The following is a 14139-nucleotide window of genomic DNA, read 5'->3' as shown; positions in this document are numbered from 1 at the left end:
CTCTCATTTTAATTTAAGTCCATTTTTTCCTTCTTGAAAAAATTTATCTAAAAATAAATGTAGTATATCTCCAAATAAAAAACTAATAGAATAATATACTTTTGCAAAAGACCTATAATTTAAAAAGTATATTAATATACTCCAAAATATGGCCATAAAAATAGAATGCCAAATACCTCTATGTTTTGTTGTCTTATTAAAAATATATCCAATTACTATTCCAAATACAATTGATAAAATTAATATTAAAGTACTTTCAAATAAAAATGGAAGTTTAATGTACTTTAAAAAAAACATTTTATTATCAAACGCATAATAAACAGAAAAAATTAAAAGCAATATTCTAAAAACCTTATTTATTAAAGCGTTTTGATGATCAACATCAGGAAAATCACTACCAAGTATAAACAAAGAAAAACCTAAAGTTATTTGAATTGCATTAAAATGAAAATAATATCCTGTAATGACTTTTCCTAAGTACAAAAATAACAAATAAAATACTGGAAAAGTTATTACTCCGCTCGAAATGTGTGTTTTGAAATTAGGCATTGTTTCTTTTTTCTTGTTCTTTTTTTTCTTGTTCTCTTGAAGTTATTTCAAAAGTCAATGCCTTTAATGAAATTACAAAATCAACATCTTCTATTGATACATTTTCAGGAGCTGATAAAGGAACTGGACAAAAATTCAATATTCCTTTTATTCCATTATCTATAACTTTGTCTGCTACATCTTGTGCAACATTTGCAGGAACAGTTAATATTGCTATTTCTATATCTTTTTCCTTAATTTCTTTTGAAAATTCAGAAAATCTTTTTATAGTTACACCAGGAAGTATTACATTGCCAATTTTCTTTTCATCAATATCAAATGCAGAAACCACTTTAAATCCATTTGCTTCTAATCCTGAATAATTTGCTATTGCAAAACCAAGATTTCCAGATCCAACTATTGCTACATTCCATAACTTTTCTAAACCCAATATTTCTCTTAACTTAAACGAAAGTTTTTCTATATCATAACCTACTCCTCTTTTACCAAATTCCCCAAAATATGATAAATCTTTTCTAACTTGAGAAGCTTTTATACTAAGCCTTTCTGCAATTTCTTTAGACGAAGTTTTTTCAATTCCATCATTACTTAACTTTGTTATACATCTAAAATATACAGCAAGTCTTTTTACTGTCGGTTTAGGTATTTTGCTTCTTTTTAGCATTATTTATCCCCCTTTATAACTATGCTAACAAGCTTTTTAGGAACATAAATTACCTTTACAATATTTTTACCTTCTATAAATTTTTTTACTCTCTCATCATTTAAAGCAATTTCTTTTACTTTATCTTCTTTTTCATCTGGAGAAATCATTATTGTGTTTCTTACCTTTCCATTTACTTGAACTATTATCTTTAATTCATCAACTTCTAATGCTTTTTTATCAACCTTAGGCCACTCTGCTTTTAAAATTGTTTCATTGTTTCCCATTAAACTCCAAAGTTCTTCTGATAAATGAGGAGCTATAGGTGAAATCATTATTGCAAAATCTCTTCCAACTTCTTTTAAAAGTTTCAAATTCCAAGATTCTTCTTTTACATTTTTTAAATAATGTGAAAGTTCATTTGTTATTTCCATCATACCACTAATTGCTGTATTAAATTGAAAACTTCCTTCTATATCTCTAGTTATTTTTTCTATCATTTGATGTAATTTTCTTCTTAGATTTTTTTCTTCTTTTGTTTTTACTTCTACTGTATTTAATTCAATATCTCTTATCTTTTCAATGAATTTAACATAATTATTCCATACTCTATTTAAAAATCTGTATATTCCATCTATACCGCTATCATTCCATTCAGCATCTTTTTCAGGTGGACCTATAAACAGTATATAAGTTCTAAGTGCATCTGTGCCATATTTTTTTATTATGTCTTCTGGAGAAACCACATTTCCTTTTGATTTTGACATTTTTGCGCCATCTTTGTAAATCATTCCTTGAGTAAATAATTTAGTAAATGGTTCATCAAAATCTATTAATTCCATATCGTTCAAAACTTTTGTTATAAATCTAGAATATAGCAAATGAAGAATCGCATGCTCTACTCCACCAATATATTGATCAACAGGAAGCCAATTATTTACATCTTTTTTGTCAAAAATTTTATCTGTCATCTTTGGATTTATATACCTTAAATAATACCAAGATGAATCAACAAAGGTATCCATTGTGTCAACTTCACGTTTTGCCTTTCCACCACAAACTGGACAAGTTGTTTCAACAAATTCTTTGTTCCCTACCAAAGGACTTTTTCCAGTTTCATCAAATTCAACATTTTTTGGAAGTTTTACTGGTAAATCTTTTTCAGGTACTGGTACAGCTCCACACTTTTCACAGTATACAATTGGAATAGGTGCTCCCCAATATCTTTGTCTTGAAATTAACCAATCTCTCAATTTATATTGAGTTGTCATTTTTCCAATTTTTTCTTCTTCTAACCATTTTGCAATTTCTTTTAATGCCTCTTTATTTTTCATTCCATTGAACTTTCCTGAATTCAACATTATTCCTTCAGCAACATGTGCTTCAGTCATTTCTTTCGCATTCAAATCTTTTCCTTCTGGCAAAATAACAACTCTTATTGGTAAATCAAACTCTTTTGCAAATTCAAAATCCCTTTGATCATGGGCAGGAACAGCCATAATAGCTCCTGTACCATATTCAAACAAAATATAGTTTGCAACGTATATTGGAATCTTTTCACCATTCACTGGATTTATTGCATAGCTTCCAGTGAATACTCCGTCTTTTTTTGCACCTTCAGCTATTCTTTTAAATTTATCTTGTTGTGAAAGTCTATTCATAAAATTTTTAACTTCTTCTTTTTGTTCTTTTGTTGTCAAAGTTTCAACAAGTGGTGATTCTGGAGCAAGCGCCATAAAAGTAACACCAAATAATGTATCTGGTCTTGTTGTAAATACTTTAAAAGTTTCATTTGAATTTTCTATTTTAAATTCAACTTCTGCTCCATAGCTCTTTCCTATCCAGTTTTTTTGCATAGTTTTTACATTTTCAGGCCATCCATCTAATTTTTCTATTCCTTGTAATAATTTTTCAGCATAATCTGTAATTTTAAAGTACCATTGTTCAAGTTGTTTCATTTCAACTTCTGTTCCACATCTTTCACATTTTCCTGAAACTACTTGTTCATTAGCAAGAACTGTATTACAACTTGGACACCAATTAACAGCTGCTTTTTTCTTATAAGCAAGACCTTTTTCATAAAATTTTACAAATAACCATTGTGTCCATTTATAATAATCTTCTGAACAAGTCATAATTTCTCTATCCCAATCATAACTTATTCCTAAGTTTTTTATTTGATTTCTTATAATATCTATATTTTTATAAGTCCATGTTTCTGGATGAATATTTCCATTTTTTATTGCAGCATTTTCTGCAGGTAATCCAAATGAATCATATCCAAAAGGATGTAAAACATTAAAACCTTTCATTCTTTTGTATCTTGCAATAACATCCCCTATAACATAATTTTTTACATGTCCAACATGCAATGTTCCAGATGGATACGGAAACATTATTAAGTTATAAAACTTTTCTTTTTCTGAATATTGTGGTGTTTTAAAAATCCCTTCATCTTCCCATTTTTTTCTCCATTTTTGTTCAAATGAACCGGGGTTGTATTCTTTTTCCATGCTTTTCCCTCCAGTCATAAATTCTTATTGTTAATTATAACACATTATCCTTAAAAAATATCAAAAAAAATTTTCACTTCATCACAAAGATTATACATTAAGAAACTTCTTTTTTCAAGAGTAAAAAAATAAGGGCTATGCCCTTATTTTCCTGTTATTGTTGGTATGTAAAGATTTAAAGCTTTTGTTATATTTTCAATTTTTTCTTCAGGATGCTTTTTGATTCTAGATTGTCCAGGTTCTTGAATCAAAAAGTATACTTTATCCATATTACCTGTTTTAAACGAAGAACAATAATCTATCGTATAAGTATACTTTGTATTTATTGATGGTGACTTAAAAAAATAAAATTTTTCTGGATTTAATCCTGGATTTAAATTTCCTTGAAAAATATATTTACCTTCAGGATTTTTAAATGCACACCAAACATTTTCAGAACCAATTATATATATTTGTAAGTATCCCGTTCTTGAATTGCTTTGAAAATCAGTTAAAATTTTGTCTAAATCATCCATATTTTTTTTCAAAAAATTATTTGAAATTATATATTTTTCAACTATTCCATTTGGTTCAAAGTATACTTTTAAATCATTTAATTCTTTATTTACATCTGATAATTTCGAATTAGTAATTTCACTCAATCTATTCATTTGTTTTTCCATAGATCTTTTAAAATTTAACATTCTTATTTCAGTTCCAATTGCAAGTAAAATAGCAACTATAGCAATTGTAAATAAAATAATTTTAGATTTCATTTTCCACCTCCAAAAAAAGTTTGTACTTTATAATAAACACTTTCTTTTTTTGATAAAATTTTTTTTAATTTTTGAATAGTATTGTCTATCTTTTTATTTTTTATTTTAAGTTTTTTAGAAATTTCAGAGTAACTATAACCTTTTCTCCAAAGATTTATCATTTCTTTTTCATCATCTTTTAGAGTTTCAATACTCGAATCAATTATATACGATACAAGTATATTTTTAAATTCATCTTCACCTGTTTCAAAAAAACTTTCTCCATTTTCAGATGAATCATCAAGTGTATTATCTATATCGATAGCTTCTGTTAAAACCTTATTTTTTTGTCTATTCAAATAAGTAATAAAAGACTTTATTTCAGAAGAAATATTTAGATATGCAAATGTAGAAAACTTTGTATTAGAAGTTTCTTTATAATTATAAACTGCTTGTATTAATCCAACAAATCCAACTTGAACAAAATCTTCAAAGTCTGCCCAAGTTCCATAATATTTTGCAGAAACAGATTTAGCCATAGGTTCAAATTTCTCAAGTATCATTCCCATGGCTTCATTATCTCCTATTTGTGCATATTTTATTAGTTTATATATATTCATTCTTCGTAACATATATATATTTCTTTTCATTTTTTACAGATAAACATTAAATGTTCGGCATTGTTTATGTGATTTTTATCATTCATAAAAACTTTTTCAAGTTCATAGATTTCATATGAATATTTATACATTTCCACATCATTTTCAAATGGAAAAACCATTATCCCTTTTAATTCTACTTCATTAAAAAAAGCATTCAATGTAGATTCTAATTCATTAACTGTATAGAGTTTTGAGTCAAAAGACATTTTTTGAGAAAGTCCTATTTGTACACTTTTTTCTCTTTTCATTTTTTTCATAAGATTAAATTCCTTTTGAATAAAAGCATCTTGAATGAATCTTGTCAAATTATCAACAGTTCCAATAAAAAGTCCATCTTTATTTAAATGTTTTCTAACCTCTTCAATTCCTTTTAAAGGATCTTTTGCATAACTCAAAATATCTCCTATTGCAAGTATAACATCAAAAGTTTCTTCAAATTCAATATTTTCTATAAATCCAACCTTTATATTTTTATTTTTCTTTAATCTTTTTTGAGTTATATTAACCATATTTTCAGAAGGATCTATAGCATAAACATCAAATCCAATATCTTTTAAAAGATTAGTCCAAATACCTGTTCCACAACCAATATCTAACGCTTTTTCCCCTTCAAGATTTAAAACTTTTTCCATTATAACTTCTCTTATGAGTTTATTGTGTAATTTCCAATAAACATCTTCATACATTGAATCATACTCATTAGAAATTTTATCATAATATTCATAAGATTTCATAACATCGCCTCCGTAAAAAAAAACTCCGGTTAAAACCGGAGCATATGGAGCGAAAGACGGGGTTCGAACCCGCGACCCCTTGCTTGGCAAGCAAGTGCTCTACCGCTGAGCTACATTCGCACATGGAGCAAGAGATGGGATTCGAACCCACAACCTCTGCCTTACCAAGGCAGCGCTCTACCGGTTGAAGCTACTCCTGCTCGTAAAATCATGTATATTATACTATAAGATTTTTTATTAGTCAAGAGTTTTTATTTTATCACTGTTATTGCATTATATACTTTTAACTACATTTATTTTAAATTAATTAAAAAGTATACTTATTGTTTAATTCTTCTTCTAATCCTTTCACAAATTCTAAAACAATATTATGTTTTTTTTCTGCTATATTTTTTGCGGTTTTAGTATTCATTGTGTCTTTTAACTTCAAAATTTTTTCATAAAAATGATTTATTGAATTTTCTAATGGCCTATTACTATCATGTATTAATGTTCTTACAACACCTATTCTTCCAAGTGCATCCAATCTATCTGCATCTTGTAAAATTCTTGCTTCTAAAGTTTGAGGAATTATTCCTTTTTTGTATCTATGCGTTTTTATACAATAAGCAACTTCTTCGTATTTTTCATAACCTATTTCTCTTAAAAATTTTTTTGATATTTTTGCGCCTTCTTCAGCATGACATGAAATTTTTCCAGATAATTCTAAATTTCTTGCTATATCATGTAATAAAGTTGAAAGAACAATAATTTCATAATCTCCTCCCTCTTTTTTTTGTATATCTACAGCATTTTTTAAAACTCTTAATGTATGATCTAAATTATGTGATCCTTCTTGAAATGAAATCTCTTTTTTTATAAATTCATAAGTTTTTTTTATGTAATCCATTTTTACCTCCTTGCACTTATATTGAATTTTTTAATTGTACCATACTTTTTATTAAATAAAAAACATTAATGAATGTTAAAAAAAAGTGAATAATATGGTATAATTATATTGAAAGAACTTTAATTTCGGAGGTGGTTTTATGGTAAAAAATTATGTACTTGACACCAATACTTTAATACATGATCCAAAAGCAATTTTTAATTTTCAAGATAATAATGTTATAATCCCATTTCCTGTTTTAGAAGAAATAGATAAATTAAAAACCAGACAAGATAAGGTTGCTAAATCAGCGAGAGATGTTAATAGAATCTTAGATAAACTTAGAAAAAAAGGTAATCTTCATTCTGGAATTAAATTAGAAAATGGTGGCATATTAAAGATTATGACATTAAATAAAAATTATGATAATGAAATTCCTAGATATTTAGGAAAGAGTATGGATGACTTTATAATTTTTTATGCTCTTTATTTACAAAAAACAGACCCTGTAAAAACTATAATAGTTAGTAAAGATTTAAATTTAAGAGTAAAAGCTGATGCAATGGGCATTGAAAGTCAAGATTATTTAACAGATAAAGTTGATATGGAATTACTACCCAAAGGATATATATCTATAAAAAATGAAAAACTAGATATAAAAAAACAAAAATATATAAAAGATGATATTTTAAAAGATACTGAACTATTACCAAATATGTATATAAATTTAAATGATATTTTATTTAGATATAAAAAAAGTACTAATGAGTTAATACCCTTAGTAGTTGATCTAAATACCGAAATATTTGGAATAACTCCTAAAAATATTGAACAAGTATTTGCAATTGATGCTCTATTAAATCCAGATATACCTTTTATAAGTCTTATTGGAATTGCTGGAACTGGAAAAACTTTAATTTCAATAGCTGCAGGATTAGAAATGATATTTAATTTAAAATTATATAAAAAAATATTAGTGTCAAAACCTGTAATACCTATGGGAAAAGAAATTGGATTTTTGCCTGGAAATGTTGAAGAAAAAATGAAACCATGGCTTCAACCAATATATGATAACTTAGAATTTTTATTTGAAGGAAAAGGTAAAAAACCTGATGAATTTTTAATGAAAAAAGATATTTTAGAAATAGAAGTTTTATCTTATATAAGAGGTCGTTCAATTCCATCACAATATATGATAATAGATGAAGCACAAAATCTTACACCAGCTGAAATAAAAACTATAATAACAAGAGTAGGAGAAGGAACAAAGATAATTTTAACTGGAGATCCATATCAAATAGATAATCCTTATTTAGACGCTTCTTCTAATGGATTAGTATATGCAACAAATAAATTTAAAAATAGTGAACTATCTTCACATGTTATAATGGTAAAAGGTGAAAGATCAAATCTTGCAACAGTTGCTGCAAAGATACTATAAAGTTATATAGTTTTAAAAAAATTGAGTTATAATTAAGGGAAAATTTATATTGTTTTGGAGGAAAAAATGGAAAAATTAGAAAAAAAAATTGATATGGAATACGATGTTTATTTAAAAATAAACAAAGAAGATGTTCATCTAATAACATATTTATTAGAAGCAGAAGATCATGTAATGAGTGTTAGAAATAGAGTAGAAAATGGATATATTAAAATAATAGTTCCAGGAGGATTAGTTGATGAAGCATTAACTTTAATAAATTCATTAAATGAACAGGTTAAATTGGAGGTAGTAAAAATTGAGCCACACAACGGGATCGTTTAAATACATACCTCTACCAAGAGAAAACCAACCAGATATTTATTCAATTGATTATAAAAAATTAAAAAAGTACGGATTTAAAACACTTTTTTTTGATTATGATTTTACTGTAACTGTATGGAAAGAAAAAAAATTAAATAAGAAGACGCTCGAACTCTTCGAGCGTCTTTTAAATGATGGATTTAATATTGCAATAGTTACAAATGCAAACAAAAAAAGAGTTGAACATGTAGAAAAAATATTAAATGGAAAAATAAGTGTTTATTCAAAAATGAGAAAACCTGGAGTTAAAAAATTAAAAAAAGTAATTAAAGAAATGAACGCAGAAATAAATACCACAGCAATTATAGGTGATTTATTTATGACTGATATACTAGCTGGAAATAAACTTGGACTCTATACAATCTTAATAAATCCATATACTTATGGATTAGATCATGGATTTAAAAAAACTATGGCTATTGTATCGAGAGTATTATATTTTTTATTTTTTTATACAATAGGATGGTTTTTTAGAGTTATGGATTTAGCAGTTCCAAATGAATTTAAAAAAAATATATTTGAAATTGATTATGAAAAAATAAAAAATACAAACCACAAACTTATTATTTTTGATTTTGATAACACACTTGTTCCTTGGCATACATCAACTCTAAGTAAAGAAGTAACTGAACTGTTTAAAAAAATACAAAACTTAGACATGAATATATTAATAGCTTCAAATGGTGGAGCATATAGATTTGATGAAATAAAAAAAGAATTAAAAAAATTAAATATAAGTGTAATGAATATGAGTTTAAAACCATTAAACTTTAAATTATTAAACAAAATAAAAGAGTATGATTACAAATCTAATGAATGTGTTTTAATTGGAGATCAGCTTTATACAGATATTATAGCAGGTAACTCATGTGGAATATATACAATAAAAGTAGATCCTTTAAGTAAAACTGAAGGAAAATGGACAAAATTTGTGAGAAGATTTGAAAAAATAAGTATAAAAATGATGAGAAAAAAGCCTACGTTACTCAAGGAGGAAAAATCTAATGAAATGTAGTGGATGTGGAATTGAAATACAAACAAAAGATAAAAACAAACCTGGATATTTACCTGAAAATATATTACAAGAAAAGCAAATAACTGGCGAAAAAATAACTTGTCAAAGATGTTTTAAATTAAAACATTATAATCAACTTTTACCAATAACAGTAAAATCTGACTTTTATCCACAATTAGATAAAGTTCTAAAAGATTTTAAAAATATAATTTGGGTTATAGATGTTATGGATTTTGAAGGAACGTTTAGAGAAGACATTTCAAAAAAATTAAAAGAAAAAAATATAATGCTACTTGTTAATAAAATAGACCTATTACCTAAAACTTTACCTCTTGCAGAGTTAAAAAAATGGATATTTGATAGAGTTAAAGATAAAATAAATATAAAAATAGAAAATATTAGAATGGTAAGTGCAAAGAAAAAATTTGGTATGAATAGGATTTTTAGAATTTTAAATGAAAAAAATATAAAAAAAGCTTTGATAATGGGTGTTACAAATGTTGGTAAATCATCATTAATAAATTCGTTTTCTCATAATGATGTTACTATAAGTTCTTACCCAGGAACAACATTAAAGATGATAAAAACTAAAATAAAAAAGTATGATATAGAAATTTATGATACACCAGGAATCGAACCAAAAGATAGAGTTTGCGATATGTTTGATATTTTTACACAAGTAAAAATAATACCAAAAAAAGAAATATCAAGAAAAACATTTAAAGTAGAACCAGGTAGAATTATTTTTATAAGTGGTTTAGTAAAATTTAAAGTTTTAGAATTAGCAAAAGAAGAGTTAAGACCTGTATTTCTTGTATTTGCACCAGAAAATATAAGTATCCATGATACAAATAAAGAAAAAGCAAAAGAACTAATCAACAATAGAAAAGTTTTATATCCACCATTTGAAAATAATTTTAACTTTGATGAAATAGAATTTGAAACAAAAAAGTATACAATAAATGAAGGTTATGATCTTTCAATTCCAGGATTGGGATGGATATCTGTTAGAAGAGGACCATTAGTAATTGAAATAACAAGCCCTAAAAATGTTAAATTATATATAAGAAAATCAATGGTATCACCAAAATAGTTTAGCTTCTTGGAGGTGTAATAATGAAATTAAAAGAATCAGGTATAGTAGTTGGGGTTTCAAACAGACATTTACACTTGTCTCAAAAAGATTTAGAAATTCTTTTTGGTAAAGATCACGAATTAAAAAACATAAAGGATTTAAAACAACCAGGACAATATGCAGCAGAAGAAGTAGTAACATTAGTTGGACCTAAAGGAAAAATGGAAAGAGTTAGAGTACTTGGTCCAGTTAGAAAAGAAACACAAGTAGAAATTTCAAAAACTGATGCATTTAAACTTGGAGTTAACCCTCCAGTTAGAGATTCTGGAGATTTAGATGGAACACCTGGAATAAAAATAGTTGGACCTAAAGGAGAAGTTGAATTAGAAAAAGGATTAATTCTTGCCAAAAGACATATTCATATGCATACAAAAGATGCAGAATTTTATGGAGTAAAAGATAAAGATATAGTTTATGTTATGTGTAATACAGATGGAAGAAAAACTATATATGGAGACGTTTTAATAAGAGTAAGTGAAAAATATGCACTTGAATTTCATGTTGATACAGATGAAGCAAATGGAGCTTTCTTAAAAACTGGAGATGAAATAAAAATAGTAGAAGAACTATAAAAAAATGGCGATAATCGCCATTTTTTTATAGTTTATTGCTTTTTCAATAAATTTATACTTAACTTTAAAATATATGAAAGTACAAAAAATCCAAACATAGTAACTACAATTGAAGGACCAGATGGTATATTAAAAAAGTACGAAAAAATTATTCCCAAAAATGAAGATACTATGCCAAAAATTGAAGATATTACAATCATTTCATTTAATGTACTTGCCCACATTTTTGCCATTACACCAGGTGTTATTAATAATGTTGTTATTAAAATAATCCCAACTATTTTAACAGATGTTACAACTACAATTGATACTATTATTAGAAATAAAAAATTTATTATATTTACTGGAACACCATAAATCTTAGCCATTCTTTGATTAAATGTATAAAATTTTAATTCTTTATTAAAGAGTACTACAGCCAAAATAATTATAGTTAACATTACAAATAAAGTATTTAAATCACTTTTATTTATCATTAAAATATCTCCAAACAAATAACTCGTTATTTCTGGCGTATATCCTTTTTTTAAAGATAAAAAAATTATACCAAGAGCCATTGAAAGAGATAAAAGCATTCCAATTGCACTATTTTCTTGAATCTTTTGTTTTTCTCCCATAAAATATATTGAAACTGCAAATATTATAGCCGTTAATATACCAAATAAATTTATATTTAATCCTAAAAGTATAGCTAAAGCTATGCCTCCAAAGGCTGTATGTGCTGCTCCATTTCCAATAAATTCCATTTTTTTTAAAACTATAAAGTTAGAAAGTATAGCACAACTAAATCCAGATAATACACTTCCTATTATTGCATAAATCATAAAATCATATTGAAAGATCTCAATCATTTTTACTCACCACTTTCAAAGGTTTATCAATGTGAACTAGCATTTCTAAACTTTCGGAGTATATTTTTTTCAAATCATCCGCAGTCATATCAGCTGTACTCTTATGGCAATGGAGTGAATGATTTAAACACATAACCTTATTAGTTTCTTTAAAAACCATAGAAAGATCATGAGAAACCATTATTATGGTCATATTTTTATTCAATTCTTTTAAAGTTTTATAAAATAAAAGTTCTCCTTTTTTATCAACACCTGCTTCTGGTTCATCCAATATTAAAATTTCAGGATTTGAAGCAAGAGCTCTTGCAAGCATTAACCTTTGATACTCTCCTCCTGAGAGTTTCCCAACTTTTCTATCATATAAATAATCTATTTGTAATAACTTTAATAGTTCATGTACCTTTTCTTTATGGTATTTTTTATAATGTTTAAATATTCCAATTTCTTTATACATACCCATTAAAACTATTTCATATGCTTTTATTGGAAATGATTTATCAAAATAATCATGTTGTGGAACATAGCCTATTTTTTTATAAATATTAACCTTCCCTTGATATTCTTTTATTTCATTCAATAAAATTTTTATTAAAGTTGTTTTTCCTGCACCATTTGGACCTATTATTCCAACAAATTCATTTTCATAAATATTAAAGCTTATATTTCTTAAAATTTCATTATTTTCAACTTTATAATTTAATTGGTCAACTGACATTACAATTTTTTTTGATTTTTGCATTTTTTACACACTCCTTCAAAGTACAGAACATGATCACTTACTGAAAATTCAAGTGTATTTTTTAAATAATTTTCAAACTCTTTTTCATAACATAAATTTATTTTTTCAAAATTTTTACAAACATTGCAATATACAAAATGAAAATGTCCAACTCCAGAGTAATAATATTTAATCTTATCCGAAAAAACCATTGAACGTATTATTTTTTTATCTTCAAAATAAGATAAATTTCTATAAATTGTAGAAAGATTACACCTTTCATGTACTTTTTCATATATTTGTTCTGCACTCAATGGATAATTTAAATTTTTAAATATATTTAAAAGTTCAATTCTTATTTTTGTTAATTTCATAAAAATCAACCTTTTTTAAAATTTCAAACATATTATTTATATAAAGCTCATCTATTTTTTTTATTTCAAAACTTCCTATTGGATCAAGAATACCTTTATTAATTTTTAAAGTTTCTGATATCTTTCTTGCTGACTTTCCATTTAATTGTGGTTCAGTAAAAATGGCCTTTACACCTTTAGCATTTTTAGATAACTCCTTTAATTGTTTTGCTGAAGGTTCTACACCAGGTGAAGTTTCTATTATTCCTGCAATTTTTATACCATATCTTTGTGCAAAATAATCAAAAGATGGATGAAATGTATATATTGAACCATTTATATTGTTGGATAAATTTAAAAGATATACATCTAATTTTTTCAATCTTTCAATTAATTTTTTTGAATTTTTTTCGTAAAGATTTTTTTCTTTAGGATTTAAAATAATTAATTTCTCTAAAATATTTGGAATAATATATTCATACATAAACTTTGGATTCAACCAAATATGAGGATTTATTCCTTCATTTTTAACATTTATTAATTCTTTTTTAGGTATTGAATCTCCACATAAAAGAACTTCAATATTTTTTTTCTTCAAATTAGATAATAATTTTTCAATAAAAGTTTCCGCATTCAAACCATTTCCGATTATAATATTACTTCTATAAACTTTAGCCATATCTTTTGGAGTTAATGCATAAGTATGTGGACTTTTTCCTGGTTCTACAATTAAATTTATACTATCTTTTGGAGCTATTTCTTTTAAAACAAGATAATAAGGATAGATAGTTGTTGAAATGTTTAAAGAAAATGCAACCATTGAAAATAATAAAACAATCATTAAAATAAGTTTTTTCATAAAACACCCTCCTTTTCAAATGCAAATCATTTGCATTTGAATTATAACAAAAATAATATTAAAATAAAAGATACTATTGTAAAAACTAAACCAAATTTTTTATACTTTAATTTTGAAATATATATAATC

16 protein-coding genes and 2 tRNA genes are annotated in these 14139 nt (G+C 25.7%); 5 read left to right on the top strand and 13 right to left on the bottom strand.

The genetic code is table 11. The annotated features are described in order from the left end of the window. Positions 1 to 3: 3 nt before the first annotated feature. The 9 genes from IGS63_RS05015 to IGS63_RS04975 form a co-directional block, all read right to left on the bottom strand. On the bottom strand, positions 4 to 549 hold the full coding sequence (locus IGS63_RS05015) for a metal-dependent hydrolase (protein WP_190615904.1): 546 nt from the start codon (positions 547 to 549) through the stop codon (positions 4 to 6). Next, complete coding sequence (locus IGS63_RS05010; protein ID WP_190615903.1) at positions 542 to 1213, bottom strand: redox-sensing transcriptional repressor Rex; 672 nt, start codon at positions 1211 to 1213, stop codon at positions 542 to 544. The genes IGS63_RS05015 and IGS63_RS05010 overlap by 8 nt, the downstream gene beginning before the upstream one ends. Next, a complete protein-coding gene (gene leuS / locus IGS63_RS05005) occupies positions 1213 to 3705 on the bottom strand; it encodes a leucine--tRNA ligase (RefSeq protein WP_190615902.1) in 2493 nt (830 codons plus the stop codon). The genes IGS63_RS05010 and leuS overlap by 1 nt, the downstream gene beginning before the upstream one ends. 143 nt (positions 3706 to 3848) lie before the next feature. Further along, positions 3849 to 4460 carry a hypothetical protein gene (locus IGS63_RS05000; RefSeq protein WP_190615901.1) on the bottom strand — a complete coding sequence of 204 codons (612 nt, stop codon included), beginning with the start codon at positions 4458 to 4460 and terminating at the stop codon, positions 3849 to 3851. Then, entirely contained in the window at positions 4457 to 5071 is a 615-nt protein-coding gene (locus IGS63_RS04995; protein ID WP_232521306.1) for a sigma-70 family RNA polymerase sigma factor, read from the bottom strand. The genes IGS63_RS05000 and IGS63_RS04995 overlap by 4 nt, the downstream gene beginning before the upstream one ends. A gap of 14 nt (positions 5072 to 5085) precedes the next feature. Continuing rightward, positions 5086 to 5835: a class I SAM-dependent DNA methyltransferase gene (locus IGS63_RS04990; protein WP_190615899.1), complete on the bottom strand. Its 750-nt coding sequence runs from the start codon at positions 5833 to 5835 to the stop codon at positions 5086 to 5088. Between the two features lie 45 nt (positions 5836 to 5880). Beyond that, positions 5881 to 5955: transfer RNA gene (locus IGS63_RS04985), tRNA-Gly, on the bottom strand. Between the two features lie 3 nt (positions 5956 to 5958). Beyond that, a tRNA-Thr gene (locus tag IGS63_RS04980) sits at positions 5959 to 6035 on the bottom strand. A gap of 107 nt (positions 6036 to 6142) precedes the next feature. After that, positions 6143 to 6724, bottom strand: a complete 582-nt coding sequence (locus tag IGS63_RS04975; RefSeq protein ID WP_190615898.1) for an HD domain-containing protein — start codon at positions 6722 to 6724, stop codon at positions 6143 to 6145. 139 nt (positions 6725 to 6863) lie between these two features. Between IGS63_RS04975 and IGS63_RS04970 the strand changes: the two genes are divergently transcribed. The 5 genes from IGS63_RS04970 (at position 6864) to pduL (ending at position 11229) form a co-directional block, all read left to right on the top strand. Next, on the top strand, positions 6864 to 8144 hold the full coding sequence (locus tag IGS63_RS04970; protein ID WP_190615897.1) for a PhoH family protein: 1281 nt from the start codon (positions 6864 to 6866) through the stop codon (positions 8142 to 8144). Positions 8145 to 8210: 66 nt separating this feature from the next. Continuing rightward, on the top strand, positions 8211 to 8468 hold the full coding sequence (locus IGS63_RS04965) for a DUF4911 domain-containing protein (RefSeq protein ID WP_190615896.1): 258 nt from the start codon (positions 8211 to 8213) through the stop codon (positions 8466 to 8468). Beyond that, complete coding sequence (locus IGS63_RS04960; protein WP_190615895.1) at positions 8443 to 9522, top strand: YqeG family HAD IIIA-type phosphatase; 1080 nt, start codon at positions 8443 to 8445, stop codon at positions 9520 to 9522. The genes IGS63_RS04965 and IGS63_RS04960 overlap by 26 nt, the downstream gene beginning before the upstream one ends. Then, entirely contained in the window at positions 9512 to 10615 is a 1104-nt protein-coding gene (gene yqeH / locus IGS63_RS04955) for a ribosome biogenesis GTPase YqeH (protein WP_190615894.1), read from the top strand. Before IGS63_RS04960 ends, yqeH begins: the two co-directional genes overlap by 11 nt. Before the next feature lie 23 nt (positions 10616 to 10638). Then, a complete protein-coding gene (gene pduL, locus IGS63_RS04950) occupies positions 10639 to 11229 on the top strand; it encodes a phosphate propanoyltransferase (RefSeq protein WP_190615893.1) in 591 nt (196 codons plus the stop codon). 32 nt (positions 11230 to 11261) lie between these two features. On the opposite strand, the gene IGS63_RS04945 is transcribed toward pduL, so the two are convergent. Genes IGS63_RS04945 through IGS63_RS04930 form a run of 4 tightly spaced genes read right to left on the bottom strand, consistent with a single transcriptional unit; the run spans position 11262 to position 14010 of the window. After that, on the bottom strand, positions 11262 to 12080 hold the full coding sequence (locus tag IGS63_RS04945) for a metal ABC transporter permease (RefSeq protein WP_190615892.1): 819 nt from the start codon (positions 12078 to 12080) through the stop codon (positions 11262 to 11264). After that, entirely contained in the window at positions 12073 to 12819 is a 747-nt protein-coding gene (locus IGS63_RS04940; protein ID WP_190615891.1) for a metal ABC transporter ATP-binding protein, read from the bottom strand. The genes IGS63_RS04945 and IGS63_RS04940 overlap by 8 nt, the downstream gene beginning before the upstream one ends. Continuing rightward, entirely contained in the window at positions 12795 to 13172 is a 378-nt protein-coding gene (locus tag IGS63_RS04935) for a Fur family transcriptional regulator (protein WP_190615890.1), read from the bottom strand. Before IGS63_RS04935 ends, IGS63_RS04940 begins: the two co-directional genes overlap by 25 nt. Next, positions 13147 to 14010, bottom strand: a complete 864-nt coding sequence (locus IGS63_RS04930; protein ID WP_190615889.1) for a metal ABC transporter substrate-binding protein — start codon at positions 14008 to 14010, stop codon at positions 13147 to 13149. The genes IGS63_RS04935 and IGS63_RS04930 overlap by 26 nt, the downstream gene beginning before the upstream one ends. Positions 14011 to 14139: the final 129 nt, after the last annotated feature.

Source organism: Tepiditoga spiralis (assembly GCF_014701195.1).
GTDB classification, from domain to species: Bacteria; Thermotogota; Thermotogae; order Petrotogales; family Petrotogaceae; genus Tepiditoga; species Tepiditoga spiralis.
Note: the sequence above shows the minus strand (reverse complement) of the source record. Positions and strands in the feature narration are given on the sequence as shown.